Origin of the sequence: Nocardia sp. NPDC046763 (assembly GCF_040645495.1) — a bacterium.
Lineage (GTDB): Bacteria > Actinomycetota > Actinomycetes > Mycobacteriales > Mycobacteriaceae > Nocardia.
In genome coordinates this window covers 478,270-502,894 of sequence record NZ_JBEYYI010000001.1, presented here as the reverse complement: position 1 = coordinate 502,894, position 24,625 = coordinate 478,270, and the positions used below count along the sequence as shown (strand labels likewise).

Genomic DNA, 24,625 nt, shown 5'->3' with positions numbered 1-24,625 from the left:
AATAACCGCTGGTCACAAGCGGAGTGGCCGGCGTCAGGTCGGAACACCTTTCCTTCGATCAGGAAAAGCAGGCCTCAATTGCCGTGATCGGCCGAGGCTAGGCGTCCTCGAGGACTTCCGCGAAGGCAATCACTACGCCTCCGGTGGCGTGCTCGACCGTAGCGGCGACAAGGGGACCCGCCTCTGCGGCGGCGGCGCTGGCTGCCGCGTAGTCGGCGAAGTACAGGTCCAGCATTCGATACGCCGGGGTCGGGCTGCCGTCTTCCTTGGGCCAGACCTTCGACGTCTGCAGCCGAGTCAGGCCGGGGAGCTTGCGCGCCAGCGTGAGCTGCTCGGGATAAGCCGCCTCGAAGGCGTCCGGATCTGTGGGGTTGGAATAGACAAAGCTGATCCTGGTGGGATTGCCTTGCTCCGTCATGGCTGACCTCTCGGTTGAATCTCCGGTTTGATACCAGCGAGCGCACCCGCTCACGGTTGTCGACAGTAATTGGAGGAATAGGTAGCGACCATGACCGCTCCGCCAGGAAATCTTGCCAATCGTCCAGCGGCGCACGCCGATTCGCTCGGATCGCCGCAGAAACATGCCGGCCCGGCGGCGCTCGAGGACGCCGTGCTGCGTCTCGACGCAGATAGTCGGTCGGACGACTTGCTCTCAGAGCTGCTCCGGAGCGTCCGCCTGAGCGGAGAACGGATCGCCGCGTACGCTCCGCCGCGGACTTTCTCGATCGGCTTCGCCGATTTCGGCAGCCTGCACATCATCGAAGAGGGCGAACTCGAACTTCGGGTCGACGGAGACCCACACGTCGAGCACGTACGCCGCGGCGATGTCGTCCTGCTCCCCCGCGGCGACTCCCACCACCTCAGCAGCGCAGGCAAGCGCACGCAAGCGATCGCGCACGCCAGCGCCACCGAGAACGCCACCCCCGAGCCGGCCCGCTGGCTCTGCGGAACATTCAGCATCGGCGCCCCGCAGGCGAGCCACCTGTTCGGGAGCCTGCCGTCCGTGATCATCCTCGGCGGCGCCGGCGCCCCAGCGCCCGAAGGGCTCGAAGTCGCCCGCCGGATGCTCGTAATCGAGATGCAATCACCCTCGCAAGGATCAGCGGTCATGATCTCCCGCATCCTCGATCTGATGTTCATCCAGATCATGCGCACCTGGGCCAGCGGCAAGGATGCCGAACCGACCTGGCTGACCGGTGCATTCGACCCGGAGCTCGGTAGGTCCTTGAGCGCCATCCACCGAGACCCCGGCCACGATTGGACAGTCGAGGAACTGGCTCGAGTGTCCAACCTCTCCCGGTCGGCGTTCGCTGCGCGGTTCGCCGCTCGCGTCGGAACGCCGCCGGCCACCTATCTCGCGCACGTACGCCTGGACGCCGCCACCGACCTGCTCCGCGACACCTCCCTTTCGATCCCGCTCATCGCGGAGCGAGTCGGCTACACATCGGAGGCAGCATTCAGCCGCGCGTTCAAGAACCGCTACAGCACGCCGCCGGCTCGTTGGAGACGAGACGTACGAGGTCGCTGATGGACCACGACCGGCCGCGGAACCACCGAGCCTCACGAATCGGAAATCGCGGCAGGTGATGCCCTCGTCGGCGATGCCGGAGTACGGTAGCCGCCGCCCAACATCCGCATATGCCTGCGAGTTCAGGCGGTCATCGCGCCGTAGACGGCCTGCTCGTACAGCTGGGTGAACTTGGTTCCACTGACGGTGATGCAGACCGTGTCCGGATGCGGCTCTCGCGAACATCACTAAACCGGAGGAAAACGGACCGAGGATTCCTTGCGGACGTGCCGCTGCTGGACGGTTGCTGGATTTAGCGGTGCCATTCTTCAAGATCGGCATCCATTGCAGTAGAACACTTTTCACGCCATCACCGTTGGAGGCAGACCCATGTCACCCGTTATTGCTTCGCTCACACCCTCTTTCGGCCCCGGAGCCGGTGGGAACTCTGTGCAGATCACCGGCTCCGGGTTCAGCAATGCCGGTCCTTTGACCGTGCGGTTCGGCGCTACGGTAACCACATTCACCATCGACTCCGATACCGAGATCACGGCCATCGCCCCGTCCGGGACGGGCACGGTGAACGTCACCATCACCGCAAATCTGGACGGCACGAGCAACCCGCTGCCCTACACCTATGGCCCCGGCCTTCTCTATGTCACCGATAGCGCCAACCCCGGCACGGTGTATTCGGTACCGGCAACCGGCGGCCCGGCAACCCCCTTGGCGACCGGACTGAATCAGCCCAGGGGTCTCGCACGTGTCGGTAACACCCTCTACATCGCCGAAGCCGGGGCCAACAGGGTGGTGTCGGTGCCGACAACCGGCGGCCCGGTAACCCCCCTGGTGACGACCGGCCTGAGCGGCCCTAGCGATGTCGTCGTCTCCGGTAGCACCATGTTCATCGCCAACCTCGGCAACGGGACGGTGGTGTCGGCGCCGATCAGCGGCGGTAGCCCCACTCCGGTCGCCATCATCCCCATCGGCGCAGCCGGTATCACGCTTTGAGCTCAGCAGGGCTGCTGAACTATTCACGTGTTGTCCCCGGCCGGCACTGTGATCGGCCGGGGATACTCGCATAATGCGAGGGTGCGGTGCGCTGAAATCGCCGACGATGTGGGGCGACGGCGTAGCGGCGTTTGCCGTGGCCGTCGTGTTCGTAGTACGTCTGCCGCGCGAGCTGTATCCGGCGGCGGCCGAGTTTCGACTTCTTCCAGTGTCTCTACGTCCAACCGGACCGAATCCCCTTCGGAATCCATACTTTTCGACCTAGGGATCAACGGGCTCGACCAGAGCCCACAACTCGCCCGGGACAAGGCATTTCGACAACTCATCGATCACGAACCGAACACCATGCGGCACCCCGCATTCCGAAACCGCAATCACAACTGACGTGAGACACGTTCTTAGAGAGATTCTCTCGAAATTGGGCACGCACGTCGCGAAATCGACTTCAACGCAACATATTTGGTGCACTCACCAGCTTGGAGTGACTTTCGGCCCGTTGGACCCCACGGGCCGACACCACATCCAGGAGTTCAGCGGGGGCGCCGGTCGAGTATCGGGCGGCTCCCCGGACAGATCGAGGCCCGCAGCGGTGATGTCGCGGGCCGCCTGCTGACCGGCCTCGCCGGAGCAGCGGTCACGATCATGCTGCTGTCCAACCGCGTTCCACCGTATACGGCGACAAGCTTGCCATCCCGGAGCCGGACGGTGCGAAGCACGCGGTGAACCATTGATCCGGCTCGCTTTCGGGTGTTGCCAGTTCGGTGCCTTCGAACGCCCACAGAAATACTGGCATTTCATTGCGGGCCGTCATCGATAAGGTCCATTGAGTATTCGATTCCGAAAGGTGAGAACATATGAAGCGCACGGCAATCGGCATGATCGCGATGTCTGGTATCGCACTGGGGGTGTCGCTGGCCCCGGTCGCGGCGTCCGCGCAGGCCCCGACTGTCACAACAGTCGCCGGCTCCCCCGCGACCGGTTCGGCCGCCCTCCCGGGCGTCCTTCAGAACACCCTGTTGGAGTGTTTGGCCAGCGGTTCGGCCAAGGGCGCCGCACCCGGCACGCCCGGCTCCACCGGCTGCCCGCTCTGACACCGAATCCTCTTGCGGTACAGGGGTCTTCGGGCTTCGAAATTCGGTAGACGTGGTCGACGTACATCGTCGGCCGAGTCGGCGCCCGGTTGATCGACGTCGGGCCGGGGTGAGCCCGACCAGGCCCGAGGCCCGGTAGCGGTACAGCCACCGTTGTGCGGTCCGCACCGGGCACGCCTGCCCCGCCCGTCGGGACGGGTCAGCGGCACACCGTCGTCGAGGTGCGGGCGCAGCACCGTGATCGGGAAGTACTGCGAGATGACTGGTACCAACCGGGTCGTCTGGAAGCTCCACACCCCCTGCGCTATGCCGACGGGCAATGGTCCGCGGAGACTACCACTTTGTTCACCTCACAATGCTTCTCCTACGAGCTGTTTCCCCTCGGTCCAAACCTGTACGGGATGAATTCGCCGAGCTGAACGAATTTGCGCTCGAGGATCTTTGGTGGTCATGCGACCTAGTTCACGCAGGGCGCCCCGCCGTCAGAATTGGACTTCACCGGAGCACCGCTCGGCCCCTGGCTGGACTGCTCGTTTCCTCCGCCGGTGTCAGAGCCGCCACCGGGGGAACCGGAACCTGCGCTGGCCACCGAATTCGTGCCGTAGAAAGTCGACTGGATGATTCCGCGAATCGTGTCCGGGTCGACGCGGTTGGCGTCCTCGCCGTTCACGGTGTAATAGCCTTCGATCGGAAGTGTTTGGAAGACCGTGTTACCGCCGGTGAGAGAACGTAATTCCCACGCCATCGACAGCACGTTCCACCGGTCGTCGATGACGACGTCCCGTTTCGCCGCGTCCGTCATGTTGGTCATCTTGATCGGGTCGAGGATCGTGCCGAGGCCGCGGACATTGTGCGATGCCGACGACAGGAACGCCTGCTGCCGGTGGGTACGGTCGAGATCGCCGTTGGGCAGCCCGTGTCGTTGCCGCACGAACGCCAGCGACTGCGCGCCGTTCAGCGTCTGCTCGCCGGCCGGGAACACCGCGCCGGAGTAGTCGGAGTCGTCGACTGCCTGATTCAGACAGACTTTGACGCCGTCGAGAGCGTTGGCGAGATCGTAGAAACCGGCCAGGCTGACCTCGGCGAAGTGGTCGATGGACACGCCGGTGAGGTTGCGGACGGTCTCCAGCTCCAGCTTGCGCCCGGCTTCGCGGCCGATGGTTTCCAGCTGGTGTTGGTTCGTCACGCCCTGCTTGCGCGCGGCCTGCTCGGCGTCGGCTTTGGCATTGCCGTACGCCTCCTTGATCTTCATCTTCCCGTAGCCGGGTACGTCCACCGCGTCGTCACGGGGAATCGAAAACGCCTGTGCCTTACCGCCACCGGCCGGGATATGGATGAGGATCAGGGTGTTGGTGTTGTAACCACCTTCTTCCCCGTCTCCGGCGTGAAGCTGGGACAGAATCGCAGCCGGCAACTGCTGGCCGTTCTGATCGTTGCGGGTGTCCAGACCCATCAGCAGAACGTTCGTGCCGTTGGACGAGGTGGACGCGCCGTCCAGCGCATGCGAGGAGGCCATGGTGCCGGACATCTTCGTGAACAAGTAGACGTAGTACCCGGCCAGCGCCACCACCAACACGATCACCAGCGCCAGCGTCCGACGAATCATCCGCCACCACCGCCGCGGCGAGCGCCGCCGCAATACGGCGGGTGGGCCCGGCGGCCTGGGTGGCGGCGGAGAGGCGGGATTCATAGGCCGCCGCGTCCGCGGGTTCATCGGTGCCTGCCGCCCGGCCGCGGCCGGTGGGCCTGCCGGCCGACGCGGCGCCGGAGAGCCAGGGTTCGCCGGACGCCGCATCCCCGGGTTCATCGGTGCCTGCCGCCCCGCCCCGGCCGGCGGGCCTGCCGGCCGACGCGGCGCCGGAGAGCCGGGATTCACCGGACGCCGCCGCTCTCCGCCTCGTCCCGACCAATCGCCGCTCATGAATCCTCCAATAACGCGGGGTCACCTGCTCAGGCGCACGGCATCGAAGCATTCCCGAGCGAAGACGGGTGTGCGCTCGAACTCCTGCAGCGAGCCGCCTGACCCGCGAATGTACAGCGTGCCAATGTGCGGGACTCACGTGATCCCTTCACCGGGTATCGCCGGCGGATCCTTGATCGTAACGCGGCATGGGCGCCTTCCCAGTGAGGTGAACGGTTCAGCGCCGAGGCAGGGGCCGGCTATCGCTTTACCGCTGCTGTAGTCGCGGGCAGCGTGGTATCTCATTCGGTCCGGCATCGATCGCAACCAATCGAAACCGGGCAGCTGCAAGCACCTCGTGCGGTTATAGCGACCGCTACGGCCGACGACCGATGTACCTGATCGGTGCGCTCGCCGCCGGTACGTGGGGCTTCTTCGCGTTCCCGATGATGGACAGCAGCGAGAACTGGGTCATCCTGACGGCCGTCGTCGTCGGTCTGGTGTTCCATGCCTTCATGTATGCGGGGCAGCCCGCGCTCATGGCGGAGATGTTCCCGACTCGGATGCGGTATTCCGGTGTGTCCCTGGCTCATCAGGTGACAGTGGTGGCTGCGGGCTCGCTTGCGCCGATCATCGCGGTCCGGCTGCTGGACGCCTACGGGTCGTCGGTACCGATCGCTGTCTACCTGGCGGTCGCGGCCGGTGTCACTGTGGTGGCGCTGCTGTTCTACCGCGAGACGCATGGGGTCGATCTGACCGACGTCGATCGGGCCGACGCGGCTCCTCCCCGGTCGCGCAGTGTCGTCGAACCGGCGGAGGTCGCCGCCTGACGGAGGCGGTCTCAGACGAGATTCAGCGCTACGGCGAGGACGCCGAACGTCGCCATGATCGAGGTCACGCCGACGTGCATCCCGATCGACACTCGAATGTCCTTGTAGCGCCAGGCGAACCAGAACCCCGGGAACATGAAGATCACCCGCGACACGAACACCCACGGCGTCCAGAAGTGATAGAGCGAGAACAGGATTGCGCTGGCCACCGGTGCCCAGCCGCCCAGACAAGCGATGCGGGGCAGCAGGAAGCCGCGGAAGTACAACTCCTCGATCAGCGGGAGGGAGATTCCCGTCAGCGGCAGGCAGATCAGCATCGTGGTGACCATGGTCGAGTGTGAGTATCCGCTCATGAATCCGGTGAAGCTGCCCGCGCCGGAGGTGAACGGGACCCAGGTGAAGAAATGGTGAAGCAAGAACCGGTTTACCGGTTCGGTCAGGACACTCAGCACCATCATCCACACGATGAGCGGGATGATCATCGCCACGAGCTTTCCACGCGGGACCGGCCTATCGGTGTAGTGCAACACCCCACGGACGGAGAAACGGCCGTTGAGCTGCCGACCCAGCCACAGCAATCCCAGCAGGATCGGTATCAGAACCAGGCACAGCGCGATCGCCCAGCCGAGAAGGGTCGGGTAGTTGATGGCCTCGATGAACGGCTCACCAATGAGCAGGTAGGCGGCAATGATGAAAGCGCCGGGGAGCAGGTGCAACACGATGGACAGCGGCAGGGAGTGGCGGTCGTTCAGCAGCGACTGGACCATCGCCTGTCGTGTTTTCTCGATGGTGTGCATGATGAAGGCTCCTCGGGCTGTTGATGAATGGGTTTCGATCCGGTGGCGTCGACTCGACCGCGGGACCGGACCGGCCCATCGCTTGAACATCATCGAGCCGCGTACTCAACGTTTGGTCTCGTGAATCGGATTGTCTTGCAGGGCGTTTCACCGTCACCCAGCGAGCGGGGTGCAGCGATCGCGGCCCAGCCCCACCGTGGCCGACATGCGCTGGCTTCGGCGGTTCAATTGACTTGCCGGATGGCTGAATATCCGAGGGCGGCCCCTGCGGTCATCGGTTCGAGGCGCCTCGCTGGTCCGCGGCCGTCTCGCGCACGGCCTCTGCGACGGCGTGGAAGTCTTTGGTCAGGATCTTGGAGTGGTTGCTGGCCACGGTCGCGCTCACGGTCAGGTTCGGGTTGCTGACCAGCAGCGGCTCCAGCGATTCCCGCACCGCCGCCATCTCCTCCTCGGCCGCACCGAGATTCGCGCCATTGGCCACCACGTACCGGACCGGGCCGGTCAGGCGATCCAGCACTGGAGCGAGGGCGGCACAGAGCTGGTTGAGCTCGATATTGACATCGGCGTGCTGGTCGGCGCTCATGCGCGCGGCCAGACCGAACGGACGCAATACCGGCATCATCGGGCCCATCTTGTGGAACATCTTCCGGATCCGCTCGATGTTCTCCTCGTCGGTGAAGCCCCACGGCATCGCGCCGTCGGCCGAAACGACCCCGGCGATGCGGTCGGGGTTGCGGTCGGCCCAGTGCACCGCGACCAGCCCACCGTAGGACCAGCCGACCAGGATCGGCTTCTGCTCGACCCCGCGCGCCGCGAGCACGGCATCGACATCGCGCACACACGCCTCGAACGAGTAGTCCGCCGAGGTCTTCGACTTACCGCGCGCCCGCTCGTCGAAGGTGATGTGCCGGAAGCCGGGACCGAGATCCGCGATGACCTTCTTCCAGTTCTTCTGGGTGGCGTAGGAGCCGTTGAGGTAGACGACAGGGATGCCGTTGCCGCCGGTATCGGTGACGGCGAGGGCGGTGTCCTCGACGGTGACCATGCCGGTCCAGGTCGAGGTGGCCGAAGCGGTGTTGTTGTTCGACATGGCGGGTTGCTCCTTGAAATCGGTTCGTATGAAGTGGCAGTGAGTAATTGGTTGTGGTGTCAGCGGCCTCGGCCGGTGCACGTGACTACTGTCATGGGCTCGCCTGTCATGCCCCTGATATGGACCTGACACGTCCGCTGACACGGTGTTGGTCAGTGGTCGGCGTTCACGAGTTCGATCTCGCCGATCCGGTTCGGGGATTATTCAGCGGCTGCGGTGGTGCGGCCGCGCAGCAGCACCAGGGCGAGGATCGCGGCTGCCGCGACCCCGGCCGCACCGGCCAGGAAGCTGCCCGACATGGCGGTGGTGAACGCGTGGCGGGCGGTGCCGGCCAGCGCGGTAGCGACCGTGAAAGCGGTCCTACCCGGCATGCGGGAACGGCGCGGCGGCCACATCTTCGTCATCACCTCGATGGCCGGGCACACCACCTTCCCCGGACTGGCGTTCTACGAAGGCAGCAAACACGCCCTGGAAGGCATCACCGACACCCTCGCCCAAGAGGTGCCTCCGACTTTGGTGGTGGCCTGCCCATGTTGGGTCGGCAACCTGGCAGGCTCGGGGGCTTACCTTGCGATGGGGCGTGGGTACGGGCTTTGCATCGACAGGAAGCGGATCTCCAGGTCACGATCCAGGTAGTCCATACGACGCTCCCAGAATTCCTGCATGTGCGGTAGTTCGAGGTGGCGGTCGAGGTGGGCTTTGGACTGCCAAACCTCGTAGAACACGAAGGTCGAGGGGTCGTCGGCGTCTTCGTGGAAGTGGTACTCGAGCGCGCCGTCTTCGTCACGCGTCGGGGCGACGAACGATAGGAGCAGCTCTTTGAGTTCGGCGGCACGCTCGGGCTTGGGATGCGCGAGTCCCATGAGGGCGAACGGAACAGGTCCGGTAGGTACGATTCTTGCCATACCTCGGACGGTAGCCAGCGTTGAGGTATGGTGCAAATCGTACCTAGAGGAGGATGAGCAACGTGGCGGATGAGGAGCAAGCGGACGCACCGGAGATGGAACTGGGGCAGGTGCTGAGCGCTCTGGCCGACCGGAATCGTCTCGAAGTGGTGCTCGCCTTGCTGGCCGATGCAGAGGGCACGGAGCGGCATTGCAGCTCGTTCGGGCTGCCGGTTTCGAAAGCGACTCGCACGCACCACTTTCGGGTGTTGCGGGTGGCAGGCCTGATCCGTCAGGTCGATCGCGGAAACAGCAATATGGCACAGCTGCGCAGGACTGAGTTGACGAAGCGGTTCCCGGGTCTAATCGAGCTCCTCACCGCAGAGAATATTCGCCGGACCGCCTTGGCTACCGACTAGCGCGGGTCATCGCGACGGCGAAGGGCCGCAACCTTGGTACGCCGTTCGACGCACTGCAATGGCCGCATACCGCGCTGACCGGACCGGCCAGCTCACTGCGCCGACGAAACGACCGAACCCCCGCCCGGACACCGGACTGCGATATGACGGGTGATGGGAACTTGCGCCGGTCCAGGTCAGGCTGGGTTCGATTGTTGCTCGAGCTCGGCGATTTGGGTGCGGAGCCATTCTTTGTCGGCGCGGCGGGTGGCGGCGCCGAGGGTGAGCATGCCGCGGCGGAATCGATCGGTCATCTCGGCTGCGCGCAGGGGGCGGCCCTGGTCGTAGAACCAGCTGGCGGGTTGTTCGTAGAAGGTGAGCCGGCGGCGTAGGACTGCCGCCTGTTCGGCCGGGTCGGTGAGGTAGCCGAGGAAGGCGAGGAGGGTGAAGAAGTTGTTGCGGTCGGTTATCTCCAGGTCGGATGGGGTTCGCAGGCGGCGCAACAATTCCGCCCGGCCGGCCTCGGTGAGGGAGAGCAGCTGCCTGCCGGTCGCGGGGTCGGTCTGCTTGTCGAGCAGTCCGGCCACGCGGAGGCGGTTGATGGCGGGGTAGAGCGCACCGTCGCTGACCGGCCGGATGTGGCCGGAAAGTCCGGAGATGCGTTGCCGCAGCTCGTAGGCGTGCATCGACTCCTCGTAGAGGAACCCCAGAATGCTCAGCTCCAGCATGCGCTCACCCTACCCTCGAATCGACTTACCTCTAAAAGAGTTGCCTCGATTAGAGGCTCTCTATTAGAGTCAGCCCTCATGACCGAGTACCTCACTACCCCTGATGGAGTTCGCCTGGCCTACATCGATTCCGGCGGGCCCGGCAGCCCGGTGCTGGCGCTGCACGGCGCCTACGGCCGAGGGCGTGGCTGGATGCCTTTGGCGCATCGGATGAACCGCCGGATCATCGCCGTCGACCAGCGCGGCCACGGGCTGTCCGATAAGCCCGGCGACTATTCGCGCACGGCGTACGTGACCGATGCCGCGGCCGTCATCGAGAAATTGGGCCTGGGCCCGGTGCCGGTCATCGGCCACTCCCTGGGCGCCATCAACGCCTACCAACTGGCAGCGCAGCGCCCGGAACTGGTGGAATCCTTTGTGGCCATCGACTTTCCGGCGGTAGCCGGCGCATTCGAGGATCCCTGGCTCGACGAGCTGCCCGAACGGTTCGCGAGCCTGCACGAAATGCGTGACACCATAGGGCGATTGAGACGACCGGACGCGCGGTTGCATTTCCAGGAAAGCGCGGTGGAAGACGAGCGCGGCTGGCACTTCCTGTGGAACACAGCGGATGTGCGAGCGGCGAAGCGTGGCGTCATCGGCGACTGGTGGTCCGACTGGACAGGCAGCCCGCACCGCGCGCTGCTGCTGCTCGGCGGCGACAGCACGGTGGTACCTCCGGAGCACGCCCGGGAAATGATCGAGCGCCGACCCGGCACCGAGCTGGCGGTGATCGAAGGCGCCGGTCACGATCTCTACATCAGCCACGTGAACGAGACCGCCGAGATCATCGGCAATTTCCTCGCCTGATACTGCAACGAGCCGGCGTCGCCAGTTCGTGGACGCGTCCCCGAATGGGTTGAAACGACAGTGGATACACTTGGCCGTGCCGCTCACCTTTCCGTCGCATGCGTTGGCAGTGGTCCCGTTGAAAATCCGGTGGCCTCGTCATCTGGATGGTGTCGCGTTGGTGGTCGGCTCAGCGGTTCCCGATGCCTCCTATCCTGTGGCAGGGTTCTTTTCGATGCCGGAGACGCATGCACTACCGGCGTTGCTGTGGTGGTGCCTACCCATGGGAATCGTCGCAACGGTGGTGATCCGTTGGGGTGCCGCGCAGATTGCCGCACATCTACCACGGCTCGGGGCGTTCGATCTGCCCGCCTATGGCGTACTCGGTGCCGTGCGATATCGGTGGTATGTCACGGGATACTCGATTCTGATCGGTGCGTTCACTCATATCTTCTGGGACGGGTTCACCCATGATCCGGCCGGCGGGCATGGCTGGGGAGTAGCCAGATTCCCCGTGCTGTTGCAGCCAAGTCCGCTCGGCAGGCCCTGGTGGTACCTGCTGCAGCAGACATCGACCCTGGGCGGTGGGGCACTCGCGGTCGGGTTGTTCTACTACATCGGCCGGCGCGGACTGCTGCGAGCCTGGCACGGTGACCCACCGGCCACCCGGCGCGCACCGAGACGGTTCTGGCTGGCGGCCGGACTGGTCGCGGTGTTGACCTTGTCGTTTATTCCGCTGATGCCCTTGGCATTTCAACCGTTCGTGTTGGGAGTCCGGCTGCTCTATGTAGGGGCGCTGTCGTTGCTGGCAGGCGCAGCGTCGATGCGCCTGGCGGGTCGTGAACCCCACAACGCCGACCTCGCCGACGCCGACGCCAGCAAACCAGACCTCGGCGTTCACGGTGTCGAAGACGACATACCGAGGCGCTGAGACCTCGAGACTCGCCGATGCTGATCACCGACAAGCCCTCGGATTCCGCACACCATCAGAAGCACTCGATGAGGTGTTGCGATAACCGCCTGAGGCCGCACCGCATACCGCGCTGACCGAACCGGCCAGCCCGCGGCGCCGGCAGAAACGACTGAGACCGACCCTCCGGGCACGTCGACGGTGAAGTTTGCCGACGCGGAGCGGATCGGCCAGCGGCGAGGGTCGGGAGTACGGACGGATGCGGTAGCTCCGTGCACAAAGGCTCGGGCTACCGTCCCGTCTTATTCACTGGAGTCGTGTGTGTGTCCCATCTGGTAGGGGCAGAGCCGAATTGGGTGTGGAACCATCGCGAGAAGGCGCTGAGTTCGGAGAAGCCCAGATCGCCGGCGATCTCGCTCATGGTCCGGTCCTGTCTTGCGACATAGCGTTGCGCCAGGTCGATCCGTACGGTCTGCAGGATCGAGGAGAATGTTTCGCCGGTCCGGGTGAGATGCCGGTGCAGGGTGCGGCGGTCCATGCCCAGGCTGCGGGCGACCTGGGCTGCCGAGCACCGTTGCGTCGGCAGCAAGGATTCGATCACGCGTCGCGCGTGATCGGCTGTGGTGTCGCCTGGGAGGGCGAGCGATTGCAGGTATTGGCGGGTGTAGGGGCGCAGGAGCGGGTCGGCCAGGGGGTTGGTGGCGTCGAGGTCGCGGGCGTAGAAGACGATGCCATCGAATTCGCAGCCGAAATCGATGGTGTCGCCGAGCATCCGGTGGTAGACGTCGACGGCGGCGGGCGCTGGGTGGGTGAAGCACACCGTGACGGGTTTCCAGTCCTCGTGCAGGAGATCGCGCAGGATCTGGCAGATCGCGGCGACTGTCAGCTCGATCGCCTGCCGCCCCGGAGTGATACCTGGTGCGGCCTGTACGCGTATCGTCGCCAGACCATTGACTTCGGTCAAACGGTTATGGAGAGCTTCGTTGTGCAGGTTGCCGTGGCGCAGCATGATTTCGAGCGCGCTGCGGACATCGGGTTCTTCTCGGGCGATCAGGCCGAGCGGACCCAGGGTCTTTATGCTGCGCGCGGCGGCCAGTCTGAGCCCGAAGTCTTCGCAGGTGGTTTCGGCGGCCGATAGTTCCAGCAGTTGATCGATGGCCTCGACCGAGACCCAGCCGTCGGTGTTGGCGACCGCGGCCGGGTCGATCCCGACGGTGCGCATGAGTGGTTGGGGGTTGAGCCCGAGCGACAGGGCCAAGTCCACATATCCGTTCAACACGGCGCTACGCACCATCAACATGCTGGCGACACCTCCTGTCTCAAATAATCAAACATATGCCCCGCGTAGTCAAGTTTCTATGCCTTTTCGGCGTTAGCGTGTCCTGCATCACGCCGTATGGAGCGGCGGTGCACCGCAGGAGTTGCTTTGACTATCTCGCCACCGAGGCCGTCCACGCCGGTCGTCGATCACATGCGTGCCAGCGGTACCTGGAATCCGCTGTGGGACAACCTGTATGAGTGGGACCCGGAGTGGACCGAGCAGTTCATGGCGATGGGGTCTACGCCGGTCCGGCGGGGAGTGTTCTCTCCGCAGTTCATCGAGCTGCTCAGCATCGCCATCGATGCCGCGTGCACGCACATGTACTCCCCGGGTGTGCGCCGGCACATCCGGGCCGCGCTCGAGCTCGGTGTTACTCGCCAGGAGATTCTCACCGTCCTGGAAATGGTCAGTGTGCTCGGCATCCACGCCTGCAACATCGGCGCACCGATCCTCGCGGAGGAACTCGAAGCATTCGAGCGCCGGTCACGAGACCAGAGCGAAGACCGTCCCGAACAAACCAACTGAAAGGACTCGATCATGCATTATCTCGATGATTCGCTGCTGCCGGAGAACCAGGAAAAGCTCGTCATTCAGGTCGCCCCGTACGGTCCGGAATTCCTGCCCGGGGATTCCGACGACATCCCGGTGACGATGGACGAGCAGATCCAGAAGGCGGTGGACTGCTACAACGCCGGCGCGCAGGTGCTGCACGTGCATGTGCGCGAGGAGGATGGGCACGGGTCGAAGCGACTCGAACTGTTCAACGAAATGATGGGCCGCCTGCGCGAGGCGGTGCCGGAGATGATTCTGCAGGTCGGCGGGTCGATTTCGTTCGCGCCGCCGGAAGGCGCCGACCAGGCGAAATGGCTGGACTACGACACCCGCCACCTGCTGGCCGAGCTGGATCCGAAGCCTGATCAGGTCACCATCGCCATCAACACCAGCCAGATGAATATCGTCGAGTTGCTCAGCGACGACGACATCGCCGGGACCTCGATACAGAACCCCGTGCTGTACAAGGCATATCGCGACATGGTGGTCGAGGCCGGACCGGAGTTCTACATCGAACACCTGCGGCGTCTTACCGCCGCGGGTATCCAGCCGCACTTCATGCTCGGCAACCTGACTCAGCTCGAGACCGTGGAACGTCTGATCCGCCGCGGTCTCTACACCGGTCCGCTGGTGCTGAACTATGTCGCCATCGGCGGCGGTGCCGCGGGTACGCACCCGGCGGATCTGATCGAATTCATTCGCCGCACCCCGGACGGTGCCGTGCTGACCATCGAGACGATCATGCGCAACGTGACGCCGATGTGCACGATCGCGATCGCGCTCGGCCAGCACGTGCGGGTGGGCATCGAGGACAACCTGTGGGGCCGCAAGGGTGAGCGCCGCACCTCGGTGGAGCAGGTCGAGCAGATGGTCCGCATCGCCGACGAACTCGGCCGCGATGTCGCCTCCTGCAAGGAAGCACGCGACATCTACCTGTTCGATGAGGTCTACAGCGACACCGACGACGCGCTGGCGAAGATCGGATTCCCACCCAACCGCAAGCCGGGCCAGCTCGGCTTCCTCCACCACGCCTGATCGGCACCCCGGGCAGCGTGCGGCTGCACAGCGCGGTACGCCGCGCGCTGCCCCCTTTTTCCTTCTTTCTGTCGACCGGCCGCGCTCATCCGGTCATTGCACAGTTCCGCCAGGCTCGAGGAAGCGCCATGGACCTTCACACCACGCCCGCAGACCCTACCGCCGGCGCATCGACGACGACGCTGGGCCGCTCCCGGATCTTTCCGTGGGTCGTATTCGCCCTGACCTTCGGGCTGATGCTGTCGGACTACATGTCCCGGCAGGTCCTCCCGGCGGTGTTTCCGTACTTGAAAACACAATGGGAACTGTCGGATTCGCGGCTGGGCGCCCTCACCAGCGTCGTCGCATTGATGGTTGCGTTGGGTACGGTGCCGCTGTCGCTGCTGGCCGACCGCTGGGGACGGGTGCGCAGCTTGTTGATCATGGCGACCTTCTGGAGTGTCGCCACCCTGCTGTGCGCATGCGCCAGCAACTTCGGCCAGATGCTGGGCGCCCGTTTCCTGCTCGGGGTCGGTGAGGCCGCCTACGGCAGCGTCGGCGGAGCCATAGTGCTCAGCGTTTTCTCACCGCGGTTGCGGGCCTCGGTCAGCGGAGCCTTCCTCGCCGGCGGTTCCTTCGGCTCGGTCCTGGGAATCGCCCTGGGCGGGGTGATCGCCCGCCACATCGGATGGCGCTGGACCTTCGCTGTGATGGCGGTCTTCGGTCTGGTGCTGGTGGCCGCGTTCCGGCTGCTCGTGACCGAACGTGGCCTGCAACGCCACCACATCGCTGATGACGCCGTTGCGCAACAAGATTCGGGGCCAGTCGTGCGGGTACCGCTGTCGAGCCTGTTCTCCACCGTGTCGGTGTGGTGCGTGTATCTGGCCGGGGGCCTGCAGCTGCTCGTGTCGGCGGTGCTGATGGCCTGGCTCCCCAGCTTCTTCAACCGCTCCTACGGGATGACCCCCGATCGCGCCGGTCTCACCGCTGCGGCGTATGTGCTGTTGATCGGGGTCGGCATGGTCGGCTGCGGCATAATCGCCGACCGGGTCGCCCGCACCGAGCCCGCTCGCCTATGGAGCATCACGGCGGTGTATTGCGTGGTGTCGCTCGTCGTGCTGATGGTGGCCTTCCAGCTGCCCACCGGCCCCGCGCAGCTGATCGCGCTCGGCATCGGGGCACCGTTCGTCGCCGGTTCGACCGGCGCGATGTCCTCCCTGATCGTCGGCCTCACCCACCCCAGCCTGCGCGCCACCGCATTCGGAACGGTCACGTTGTGTAACAACATCTTCGGGCTTGCGGCCGGTCCGCTGGTCGTCGGTATTCTCGCCGACCACTACGGGCTCGCCACCGCGCTACAGCTGGTGCCACTGGCCTACCTCGGCGTCCTCGTCGTCGCGGTCGTCGGCAAACGCGCCCACCCGGCCGGACTGCACCGGCTGGCTCGGTTGCAGACCGTATCGCCATCGGCTTGACCGGCCGATCCGCACGGCCGATCGGCCGGTCACCGTTCACGAACACCATGAAGGTTTGTCATGCTCAATTTGTCTGTGTTGCTGGAAGATTCGGCTCGCAACAGCCCACATCGGGACGCGGTCGTCGCCGCCGGTGATCGCCTCACCTATGCCGAGGTGGACGCCGCGGCCAACCAGGTCGCCAACCTGCTGGTCGCCCGTGGCATCGCACCCGGTGACAAAGTCGCCCTGTCGTGCCCCAACCTGCCGTGGTTTCCGATCATCTACTACGGCATCCTCAAAGCAGGCGCGGTCGTGGTCCCGCTCAACATCCTGCTCAAGGACCGCGAAATCGCCTACCACCTCGACGATTCCGACGCCAAAGCCTACTTCTGCCACGACGGCACTGCCGACCTGCCGATCGGCGACTACGGCCGCGCCGGCTTCGACCAGGCACCCGGATGCGAACACCTGTTCCGTATCGACACCCTTGCCCCGCAGCACGACGGCACCGCCGACGGCCTGTCCGCAACACTGCGGCCCCAGCCCACCGAGTTCGCCACCCGAGTCCGGGAAGCGAGCGATACCGCGGTGATCCTCTACACCTCGGGCACCACCGGCAGACCCAAGGGCGCCGAACTGACCCACGCCAACATGCTGCTCAACGCGTTCACCGCGAACCGGCAGTTCGACAGCCACCCGAACCGTCACGACCGGCATCTGCTGGTGCTGCCGCTGTTCCACACTTTCGGTCAGACGGTGAACATGAACGCCGGATTCTCCGTCGCCGCCACCCTGGTACTGACCCCCCGCTTCGATGCCGCCGCAGCACTGGCGCTGATGCAGACCGAACAGATCACCGTGTTCGCCGGCGTTCCCACCATGTACTGGGGCCTGCTCAACGCCCTCGACGACACCGAAACCATCGACATCGACGCCATCGCTGGGTGCATGCGGCTGGCCGTCTCCGGTGGCGCCGCATTACCGGTGGAGATCCTCACCCGGTTCCGGCAGCGGTTCGGCATCGACATCATCGAAGGCTACGGTCTGTCGGAAACCGCCCCGATGGCCTTGTTCGGCAGTGCCGAGCGTGGTCCGCGCCCCGGCTCCATCGGGACACCGGTATGGGGAGTGCTGGCCCAGCTGGTCGACGAAGACTGGAACACCCTCACCGGTAGCCATGTCGTCGGCGAGATCGCCGTTCGCGGCCACAACGTCATGAAGGGCTACTACAAGCGGCCCGACGCCACCGCCGAGGTCATGCGGGACGGCTGGTTCCGCACCGGCGATCTGGCCCGCCGCGACTCCGACGGCTTCTACCACATCGTCGATCGCGCCAAAGACCTGATCGTGCGTGGCGGCCTCAACGTCTACCCCCGCGAGATCGAAGAAGTCCTCATGACCCACGAGGCGGTGTCACTGGCCGCTGTCGTCGGTATCCCGCACGAGAGCCACGGCGAGGAAATCAAGGCCTACATCATCCCCGCTCCCGGCGCCCAACCGACCGAAGACGCCCTCATTGCCTGGGCCAAAGATCAGATGGCCGCCTACAAATACCCCCGCCACATCGAATTCGTCCAAACACTGCCGATGACCGCCACCGGCAAAATCCTCAAACGCGAACTCCGCACCCACAACTGACGCCCGCATTTGCGAAAACTCCAGCAGTACAACAGATTTCGGACCGACAAAAGGAGAACATCGTGACATTGCAAGGAAGAACAGCTGTGGTCACCGGGGCCGCCCAGGGATTGGGCAAGGCGATCGCGCTGGCGCTGGCCAGCGCCGGGGCCGACATCGTCGCCTGTGACATCCAGGACGACAAGCTGGCCGATCTCACCGAGGAGATCCATACGCTGGGCCGGGCCTGTCTGCCTGTGCGCTGCGATGTCTCCGATCCGGTCGCGGTGGACCAGATGTTCGCCGAGGCCGCCGACTGGTTCGGCACGGTGCACATCCTGGTCAACAACGCGGCCATCGTGCCGTCGTCACCCGCGGACACCGAGCGCCGCAACCTGCACTACGCCTACCTGACCACTCCCATCGGACGCCGCTCGCTCGGGATCACCAGCAGCCTCACCGACGAGGACTGGCTCAAATGGTGGGATGTCAACGTCCACGGCGTGTTCTACTGCACCCGCGCCGCGCTGCGCTACATGGAACCACAGCGCCACGGCCGCATCGTCAACATCAGCTCCATTGCCGGTATGTCCGCCGCCAGCGCACACAGTCCCGGCTACTCGGCCGCCAAGGCCGCCGTTGCCAGCCTCACCAAAACCGTCGCGCTCGACGTCGCCGGAGCGAACATCCTGGTCAACGCCATCGCCTGTGGCGGTGTACTGACCCCGCCGTTCCAGGCATACCTCGATAACGCCACCCCTGAACAGAAGAACAGCCTCTACCAGATGATCCCCGTCGGCCGCCTCGGCACTCCCGAGGAGTACGCCTCCCTCGCCGTGTACCTCGCCGGCGACAACCACTACCTCGCCGGTCAGATCATCAGTCCCAACGGCGGAGCCGTCATCTGACACCGCGCGCGAAGCCGGTCCGCAAGTTTCCTGGAGCAGCACCATGAACCACACCACCACACCCGTTGTCGTGATCGTCCCCGGCCTCGGCGATCACGGCGGCAACCACTGGCAGAAGCGGCTCGCCGCAACACATCCCGGCACCCACACCGTGCGCCGGCCGCCGGGCGACGCGCGACTGAACCGCGACGCATGGGTGACCGCACTGGACACCACCCTGCGAGAAATCCCGCATCCGGTCGTGCTGGTCGCCCACAGCGCCGGCGTGCTCACCACCGTGCACTGGGCCCAGCACCCCACCCGCGACATCCACGCAGCCCTGCTGGTCACACCACCGGATTTCGAAAACCCGCTCCCGGACGGCTACCCGACCACCGACCAGCTCACAGCCCACGGTTGGAACCCGATCCCACGCCGGCAGTTGCCGTTCCCGAGCATCCTCGCCGCCAGCAGCAACGACCCGCTCGCCGCCCGCCGACGCGTCGCCGGCCTGGCCGAAACCTGGGGCAGCCGCCTGGTCGACCTCGGCCCCGTCGGGCACCTCGACCCCGCCTCCGGCTACGGACCGTGGCCCCAGGCCGAACGACTGCTCCACGAGCTGACCGCCACCGCCGACACGTAACCGGACTCCCCCCGACGACGGTCTATCCGATGCCCCCGACGATCGGCGTAGAACCGTCCCTCATCGGCGCCACCGCGGTCGGCCGGCCACTACGTACGCCGGCGCCCGCGAGAGTGGCGTCCACGCCAGCCCATCTACGGACAAGACTTCAACGTTGTCGTAGGCGCGCACCCGTTCCGACAGGGTGTTGTAATGCCGCCCGGCAGGTTTCTGCGCTTTTCCTCGGCCTCTTCCTGTCGTTTCCGTTCTTCCCAGTAGCAATCCACCAGTACTTTTCCCTCAAATACTCTTTCATCGCTGAATTTGGCACGGAGAAGGCCTGACCCGTGACATTCATGTGCAACAACCTGAAGGTCTCCAGATCCGGCTAATACGAATGGAAGTACCGACCGATCTGTTAATCCGCCGAGCGGCGTGAGGTTTCGAACCGCGGTCGAGGACCGACTGGTCCTGCCTCGCTGAATTCGGACAACACGATGTCCTTCGCACACACGACATTCTGAATCAGTCGACCGACGGCCGAATTCTGCAGGCGCGCCGGCTGATTTCAGCTACGCGAGGAGTGCCCTGCAGTTCGGGTGATCGAGCGTGGCATACAGATGAGTTTCGATCTGAACGCGACACGAACATGTTGGAGATGGCACCGGAGCCATCACGTCCGGCGATGCCACTATGCCGGCACCTAGCACCACCGACGGGTTCGAATCATCAACAAGCGCCGCCCATCCCACGCCCCTGTTGAACCCCGCGTCCTCTCCAATGCCGTCGCCCACGAGCTGTTCGAAAGGCTCCTCGAAGACCACGACACCGCTGGCGCACCATCAGCATGTTGGCCCTACTTCCTGTCCCGGAAAGTCAAAAATTCGACCCGGATTGTCAAGATTTGAATCGTTTTTCCGGCTTATCGTGTCCTGCATCACGTCGCTAGCCAACGACTATCACAGTGCCGATTACCGCGGCCAGCAAGATCCTCGAACGCGAACTCCGCGTCCAACTCTGAAGCCACACACCGCGTGGTGCCTGGCGACCATCCCGACAGCACAACATGCGTGAGGAGATCGCCATGACATTGCCCGACAAACCAAGAATTGCCGCCACCACGAAACCGGGGCCTACTCCGGTGCTCCACCTCCCTAAGAGCACAGTCCCCCGACGGGCTGTGCCGATCTCACCGATGAAGTTGAGGAACACCATGAAGATGAGGAAAACCGCTGCGACCGCCATCCTCGCGGCAACAGCCATCGCTATCACCACCGCCACCGCGAACGCCGCACCCCAACCCGGCGACCAACCACCGAACGCCGTGCACTACGAAGTGCACCGCGACGGCGGTTCCGCCGTCCTCACCACCACCGACGGCACGCTGAAAATCATCGACGACCAACTGGTCCTCACCGACCACAACGAGCAACCCGTCGCCGCCATCCCGCTCACCTACCAGATGGACAACACCGCTCACCCCATCGACGCGCACATCGACGGCACCACAGCCACCCTGACGCCGTCGAAAGACAACCCCCGGCCGGTCCAGGCCGTCAGCCGCGACCAGATCATCCCGGTCGACAAAGCCGCGCAGATCGCCGAATCAGTCAACCCGCGCGACGCACAAGCCCTCGGCACCTTCGCCCAGCGAGTCACGATCGGCGCCGCCGTAAGCGCCATTCTCGGCGCGGTACTCGGCGGCGGAATCGGCTGCCTGGTCGGCGGCGCAGCCGGTGCCGTGCTGACCAGCCCCGTCATCGTCTTGCTGGCGCCCTTCGTCGGCGCCACCATCGCAGGCTGTGTCCTCGGCGCGGCCACCCTCGGCGCGGTCGGCTCGATGGCCGGCCTCATCCTCGCGGGCGGACCCATCACCCTGTTCGCCGCCTTCCAATACTTCTCCACCATCCTCTCCCCGTGCCCGCCCGACGTCCCCGCCTGCAAGGACCCCATGCAGCCCGCAGCACCCGCGAAATAGGGCTCCGCTCACACTCATTGAGGATCTCCGTGCTGATCGCCGGGAGCGACCGGCAAGTCGGACCGAGGCGTTGCGAATGATCACCGTCATTCACAACGCCGAAGGCCCGAAATACCTGGTGCACGGCACGGTACCGCTGACCTCGGCCGATGGGATAACCCGGTGCTGGTGCTGCCCGACCACCGCTCGCGGGCAGCACCAGGCCAGACCACAATCGATCCGGCGTTACTTGCTCGAGCCGAGACCGCCAAGCCGTCGCCAGTCGTCGAATCATTTTCCGGCGGCGAGCATTTCGGTGAAGCCGGCGTTGTCGGTGCAGTATCTGCCGACGGCCAGTTTCATACCGGCCTGTTCGATGCGCTCCTCTTATGCGGCTGCCCACCATCAGGATTGGTGCTGGTTCAGCCAGTTCGTCGATGAGCGCCAGGATGTCGTCGGCGAGAGCGACGTCGTCGTAGGAGCCGAAGCCGGCATCGCTGTCACCGTGCCCACGGATATCCATGATCGCCACCCGGCACCCGCGCTCGATGAGCATGGGCGTCAGGTGCCGATAACCCTGCCGAAGTTCGCCCCAGCCGGGTGCGCAGATCACCAAAGGTCCTCTGGTGCCGATCAATTCGTAGGCGATGCGCCCTTCGGCCCGCCCAAAAAGCTAGATTGCATAGCTTAAAAGCTAGCTCTTATAGCTTTGATGGCAAGGGATCACCCGGAAGGTCTGACCATGGTCAAGACACCGGCTCGGGATCAGCCGATCTTGGTCGTATGGCCATCCATCGGTCAGGCGTGAGAATGGGGATTCACGATGCGATTGAGCGCCGCCAGATCCGATTGCAGGGCGTAGAAGGTGCGCAGGGTGACGGCAAAGGCGACAAGCCCACCGACACAGAGAGCTACCATCGAGCCGATCACCGTGTGCTGCTGTTGCGGAGTCAAGAACATCAGCCCTAACGGCACGCCGATCAGCGGAACCGATGCCGCCACACCGAGGTACACGCGGCTGCGTTGGATCAGCCGATGCAGCCGGGTGGCGTCGTCGGGAGAGAGGTGCCCGGTGGCGACCAAACCCGGGTAGTACCAGCGCAGCACGAAGAAGGTGGCCGGAAAGTACGTGTACACGACCGCTACCGTGGCTGCGACGAGGCTCGAGGCGATCAGATTAGCCAGCAGCCCGCCCGGCAGCGGCCCTAGTGACAGCAGTTTCACCAGGAAGATGCCCATGGCCAGGATCCATCCGATGAACGCGACTGCCGCGATCCGGTCGCCGCAGGCGAGGGTGTCGGCACGCGCACGGGCGAGGGTGGTCTCGTCGAAGTGTTTGCCGCGGCGCAGGCCGTCGGGCACTAGGAAGACGTTGCGGCACCAGTACAGCAGTCCGGCGATGGCGACCGGATAGGAGATCGCGATCACCACGTAACCCAGGTGGGTCAGCCGCCCGGCAGCCTCGGAACCCAGTTCGAGTTGGATCAGCCGGACGTTGTGCGCCGACAGGTACAGTCCGGCCGCAACCTGGCCGAACATGGTTGTCGGAAGCACCACCGGAATCGGCCGCATGCGCAACCGTGCCCGCAGGCTGTGTGCGGGCGGGTCGACCAGGTCGCGGGCGGCCCGGTCCTGGCTCAATTCGAGCCGCTGGGCCAGTTCGGCACCGCTGGGGTAGCGGTCGGCGGGGTCGGGCGCGAGGCAGGTGAGCAGTGCGTGACGCAGTAGGGCCGGGCAGTCAGGGGGCAGCTCGGCCTCCAGAGTCGCGTCGATGGGCCGGCGGCGTCGATCGATCATCGCCTGCAGCGATTGCTCCGATTCGCCGGCCCCGTCCCCGTCGTCGAACGGTCGCAGTCCGGTGAGCAGTTCCCACAGGACCACCGCCAGTGCGTAGAGGTCGCTGCGGGTGTCCAGATCGGCGGCAGTGGTGGCCACGTTGGGGTGGCAGGCCTCGAGTTGTTCGGGGGACATGTAGCGCAGGGAGCCGCCGAAGTAGGCGACGGGGTTCGCACCGGGCAGATGCCGGCTGAAGCTGATGTTGAAATCGGCCAGTTTGGGCTGCCCGTCGGCGGTCAACAGCACATTTGCGGGTTTGATGTCGCGGTGCAGCACACCGTGGCGATTGGCGTAGTCGAGTGCGGCGGCCAGCCGGGCGCCCAGCCAGGCCACGGTTTCCGGCCAGGTGAGCTGTTCCAGTTCCGCGCGCGCGGGCGAGGGCTGCGGCTGGAGCACGCCCGTGGTCGTGGTGGCGGCGTCGATAGCCGCCAGCAGCAGCTTGCCGCTGCGTCCGGCCCGTGGGGTGCGTTGCAGCAGTCGCAGCACGCCCAGCAGGGTGCCGCCGGGCACGTACTGCATGTACATCAGCTTCAGATGCTGTTCAGTGATCTGACGCTGATCGAAGACGCGGACGATATGGTCGTGGTCGAGCTGGGCCAGCGTCTGCGGTTCGGCGCCGCGGTCGCGGGAGATCTTCACAGCTACCAGTCGGCTCAACGATCGCTGCCGAGCCAGGAATACGCGCGCGAACGCGCCTCTGCCCAGCGGCAGCAGCAGATCGAAATCGTCGACGGATGCGCCCGTATTGATGGAGTCGAGAGCATCGACTGCCGTGGGGTCGGCCAGCAGCGTGCTGCGCAGGCCGCCGACATCGAAAGTCTCGGTGATGCGGGCCATTTGGGTCGGATAGTCGTGCTCGTACTCGGTGAGGTCGATGTCGTTGCGACAGCTGCGGGCACTGATCTCCTCGTAGATGAGATCCGGCGGCAGCGGGGCAGTGCCCAGTTCCGGGAACTGTTCGCGATAGTCGGCAAGGCGCGGCGCGTCGTCGCTGCGCCGCCACCGTTCGTGCAGATCCACTTTGATCAGTTCGATCAATGTGGTCCGCCGCAGCGCGGGCTCGGCCGGCAGGTGGATCGACAGATCGGGTGGTTCGCTCGATGAGTGCCAGTCCTCGGCGAACTGGGCAACCAGAGTCGTCAACGCGGTCTGCGTTGCAGTCGCGCGGGCGGCACCGGGGTCGAATGCGCTCGCGCCGAGGTCCTTATCCATCGTCGCTCGCCTCGAAGCGGTTGATCCCGCCTCCCCAACAAGGGGTATTGGATCCCTCAGGTGGATGATCGGCACTTCATCAACAGCCTTACACCGTTGCCGCCCAGCTGTCCACCCCCTGCCAAGGAGCCATGAAAAACTCGCGGCGACAACAAATCACAGGTACCGGGGCGATCGTG

25 protein-coding genes and 3 pseudogenes are annotated in these 24,625 nt (G+C 65.0%); 17 read left to right on the top strand and 11 right to left on the bottom strand.

The features are described 5' to 3' along the window. Positions 1-97: 97 nt before the first annotated feature. Complete coding sequence (locus tag ABZ909_RS02435) at positions 98-418, bottom strand: EthD family reductase (protein WP_356995807.1); 321 nt, start codon at positions 416-418, stop codon at positions 98-100. 90 nt (positions 419-508) lie between these two features. Between ABZ909_RS02435 and ABZ909_RS02430 the strand changes: the two are divergent. The 4 genes and pseudogenes from ABZ909_RS02430 to ABZ909_RS02415 all read left to right on the top strand — a co-directional run. Further along, a pseudogene (locus tag ABZ909_RS02430) lies at positions 509-1,102 on the top strand (cupin domain-containing protein); the annotation flags it as partial. Between the two features lie 6 nt (positions 1,103-1,108). Beyond that, positions 1,109-1,528, top strand: coding sequence for an AraC family transcriptional regulator (locus tag ABZ909_RS02425; RefSeq protein WP_356995913.1), 420 nt, complete (start codon positions 1,109-1,111; stop codon positions 1,526-1,528). A 369-nt stretch (positions 1,529-1,897) separates the two neighbouring features. Continuing rightward, positions 1,898-2,086 (top strand): annotated as a pseudogene (locus tag ABZ909_RS02420) (IPT/TIG domain-containing protein); the annotation flags it as partial. Next, positions 2,087-2,515 carry a hypothetical protein gene (locus ABZ909_RS02415; protein WP_356995920.1) on the top strand — a complete coding sequence of 143 codons (429 nt, stop codon included), beginning with the start codon at positions 2,087-2,089 and terminating at the stop codon, positions 2,513-2,515. A gap of 640 nt (positions 2,516-3,155) precedes the next feature. Here the strand turns inward: ABZ909_RS02415 and ABZ909_RS02410 are convergent. Further along, positions 3,156-3,326, bottom strand: coding sequence for a hypothetical protein (locus ABZ909_RS02410; RefSeq protein ID WP_356995806.1), 171 nt, complete (start codon positions 3,324-3,326; stop codon positions 3,156-3,158). Positions 3,327-3,369: 43 nt separating this feature from the next. On the opposite strand from ABZ909_RS02410, the gene ABZ909_RS02405 reads away from it, so the two are divergent. After that, a complete protein-coding gene (locus ABZ909_RS02405; protein WP_356995805.1) occupies positions 3,370-3,606 on the top strand; it encodes a hypothetical protein in 237 nt (78 codons plus the stop codon). A 457-nt stretch (positions 3,607-4,063) separates the two neighbouring features. On the opposite strand, the gene ABZ909_RS02400 is transcribed toward ABZ909_RS02405, so the two are convergent. Then, positions 4,064-5,212 carry an LCP family protein gene (locus ABZ909_RS02400; RefSeq protein WP_356995804.1) on the bottom strand — a complete coding sequence of 383 codons (1,149 nt, stop codon included), beginning with the start codon at positions 5,210-5,212 and terminating at the stop codon, positions 4,064-4,066. Positions 5,213-5,874: 662 nt separating this feature from the next. Between ABZ909_RS02400 and ABZ909_RS02395 the strand changes: the two are divergent. Further along, positions 5,875-6,336: pseudogene (locus ABZ909_RS02395) on the top strand (MFS transporter); the annotation flags it as partial. Between the two features lie 11 nt (positions 6,337-6,347). Here the strand turns inward: ABZ909_RS02395 and ABZ909_RS02390 are convergent. The 3 genes from ABZ909_RS02390 to ABZ909_RS02380 all read right to left on the bottom strand — a co-directional run bounded on the left by ABZ909_RS02390 (position 6,348) and on the right by ABZ909_RS02380 (position 8,627). Beyond that, complete coding sequence (locus tag ABZ909_RS02390; protein ID WP_356995803.1) at positions 6,348-7,133, bottom strand: CPBP family intramembrane glutamic endopeptidase; 786 nt, start codon at positions 7,131-7,133, stop codon at positions 6,348-6,350. Between the two features lie 271 nt (positions 7,134-7,404). Next, the gene (locus tag ABZ909_RS02385; protein ID WP_356995802.1) at positions 7,405-8,223 is read right to left on the bottom strand and encodes an alpha/beta hydrolase; all 819 of its coding nucleotides are present in this window, start codon (positions 8,221-8,223) and stop codon (positions 7,405-7,407) included. A gap of 200 nt (positions 8,224-8,423) precedes the next feature. Next, complete coding sequence (locus ABZ909_RS02380; RefSeq protein WP_356995919.1) at positions 8,424-8,627, bottom strand: hypothetical protein; 204 nt, start codon at positions 8,625-8,627, stop codon at positions 8,424-8,426. Here ABZ909_RS02380 and ABZ909_RS02375 point away from each other — a divergent pair. Beyond that, the gene (locus ABZ909_RS02375; protein WP_356995912.1) at positions 8,530-8,859 is read left to right on the top strand and encodes an SDR family NAD(P)-dependent oxidoreductase; all 330 of its coding nucleotides are present in this window, start codon (positions 8,530-8,532) and stop codon (positions 8,857-8,859) included. The genes ABZ909_RS02380 and ABZ909_RS02375 overlap by 98 nt on opposite strands. Here ABZ909_RS02375 and ABZ909_RS02370 read toward each other — a convergent pair. After that, complete coding sequence (locus ABZ909_RS02370; RefSeq protein ID WP_356995801.1) at positions 8,787-9,128, bottom strand: putative quinol monooxygenase; 342 nt, start codon at positions 9,126-9,128, stop codon at positions 8,787-8,789. The two genes, ABZ909_RS02375 and ABZ909_RS02370, sit on opposite strands and share 73 nt — an antisense overlap. A 53-nt stretch (positions 9,129-9,181) precedes the next feature. Between ABZ909_RS02370 and ABZ909_RS02365 the strand changes: the two genes are divergently transcribed. Further along, on the top strand, positions 9,182-9,526 hold the full coding sequence (locus ABZ909_RS02365) for a helix-turn-helix transcriptional regulator (protein WP_356995800.1): 345 nt from the start codon (positions 9,182-9,184) through the stop codon (positions 9,524-9,526). Between the two features lie 176 nt (positions 9,527-9,702). Here ABZ909_RS02365 and ABZ909_RS02360 read toward each other — a convergent pair whose 3' ends face one another. Then, on the bottom strand, positions 9,703-10,233 hold the full coding sequence (locus tag ABZ909_RS02360; protein ID WP_356995799.1) for a PadR family transcriptional regulator: 531 nt from the start codon (positions 10,231-10,233) through the stop codon (positions 9,703-9,705). A 78-nt stretch (positions 10,234-10,311) separates the two neighbouring features. Between ABZ909_RS02360 and ABZ909_RS02355 the strand changes: the two genes are divergently transcribed. Continuing rightward, positions 10,312-11,082, top strand: coding sequence for an alpha/beta hydrolase (locus ABZ909_RS02355; protein WP_356995798.1), 771 nt, complete (start codon positions 10,312-10,314; stop codon positions 11,080-11,082). A 76-nt stretch (positions 11,083-11,158) separates the two neighbouring features. Further along, the gene (locus tag ABZ909_RS02350) at positions 11,159-11,992 is read left to right on the top strand and encodes a DUF4184 family protein (RefSeq protein ID WP_356995911.1); all 834 of its coding nucleotides are present in this window, start codon (positions 11,159-11,161) and stop codon (positions 11,990-11,992) included. A 268-nt stretch (positions 11,993-12,260) separates the two neighbouring features. Here ABZ909_RS02350 and ABZ909_RS02345 read toward each other — a convergent pair whose 3' ends face one another. Continuing rightward, on the bottom strand, positions 12,261-13,271 hold the full coding sequence (locus tag ABZ909_RS02345; protein ID WP_356995797.1) for an AraC family transcriptional regulator: 1,011 nt from the start codon (positions 13,269-13,271) through the stop codon (positions 12,261-12,263). A gap of 126 nt (positions 13,272-13,397) precedes the next feature. Here ABZ909_RS02345 and ABZ909_RS02340 point away from each other — a divergent pair, with 126 nt between their 5' ends. The 7 genes from ABZ909_RS02340 (at position 13,398) to ABZ909_RS02310 (ending at position 21,419) form a co-directional block, all read left to right on the top strand. Continuing rightward, complete coding sequence (locus tag ABZ909_RS02340) at positions 13,398-13,817, top strand: carboxymuconolactone decarboxylase family protein (RefSeq protein WP_356995796.1); 420 nt, start codon at positions 13,398-13,400, stop codon at positions 13,815-13,817. A 12-nt stretch (positions 13,818-13,829) separates the two neighbouring features. Beyond that, positions 13,830-14,879: a 3-keto-5-aminohexanoate cleavage protein gene (locus ABZ909_RS02335; RefSeq protein WP_356995795.1), complete on the top strand. Its 1,050-nt coding sequence runs from the start codon at positions 13,830-13,832 to the stop codon at positions 14,877-14,879. Positions 14,880-15,007: 128 nt separating this feature from the next. Then, the gene (locus tag ABZ909_RS02330; protein WP_356995794.1) at positions 15,008-16,333 is read left to right on the top strand and encodes an MFS transporter; all 1,326 of its coding nucleotides are present in this window, start codon (positions 15,008-15,010) and stop codon (positions 16,331-16,333) included. 60 nt (positions 16,334-16,393) lie between these two features. Further along, complete coding sequence (locus tag ABZ909_RS02325; protein WP_356995793.1) at positions 16,394-17,953, top strand: long-chain fatty acid--CoA ligase; 1,560 nt, start codon at positions 16,394-16,396, stop codon at positions 17,951-17,953. Positions 17,954-18,015: 62 nt separating this feature from the next. Next, positions 18,016-18,840, top strand: a complete 825-nt coding sequence (locus ABZ909_RS02320; RefSeq protein ID WP_356995792.1) for an SDR family oxidoreductase — start codon at positions 18,016-18,018, stop codon at positions 18,838-18,840. A 43-nt stretch (positions 18,841-18,883) separates the two neighbouring features. Then, positions 18,884-19,462 carry an alpha/beta fold hydrolase gene (locus tag ABZ909_RS02315; RefSeq protein ID WP_356995791.1) on the top strand — a complete coding sequence of 193 codons (579 nt, stop codon included), beginning with the start codon at positions 18,884-18,886 and terminating at the stop codon, positions 19,460-19,462. A gap of 1,198 nt (positions 19,463-20,660) precedes the next feature. Further along, complete coding sequence (locus tag ABZ909_RS02310; protein ID WP_356995790.1) at positions 20,661-21,419, top strand: hypothetical protein; 759 nt, start codon at positions 20,661-20,663, stop codon at positions 21,417-21,419. On the opposite strand, the gene ABZ909_RS02305 is transcribed toward ABZ909_RS02310, so the two are convergent. Both ABZ909_RS02305 and ABZ909_RS02300 read right to left on the bottom strand, forming a co-directional pair. Further along, on the bottom strand, positions 21,313-22,011 hold the full coding sequence (locus ABZ909_RS02305) for a hypothetical protein (RefSeq protein ID WP_356995789.1): 699 nt from the start codon (positions 22,009-22,011) through the stop codon (positions 21,313-21,315). The two genes, ABZ909_RS02310 and ABZ909_RS02305, sit on opposite strands and share 107 nt — an antisense overlap. A 185-nt stretch (positions 22,012-22,196) precedes the next feature. Beyond that, entirely contained in the window at positions 22,197-24,446 is a 2,250-nt protein-coding gene (locus ABZ909_RS02300) for a serine/threonine-protein kinase (protein WP_356995788.1), read from the bottom strand. Positions 24,447-24,625 lie beyond the last annotated feature (179 nt).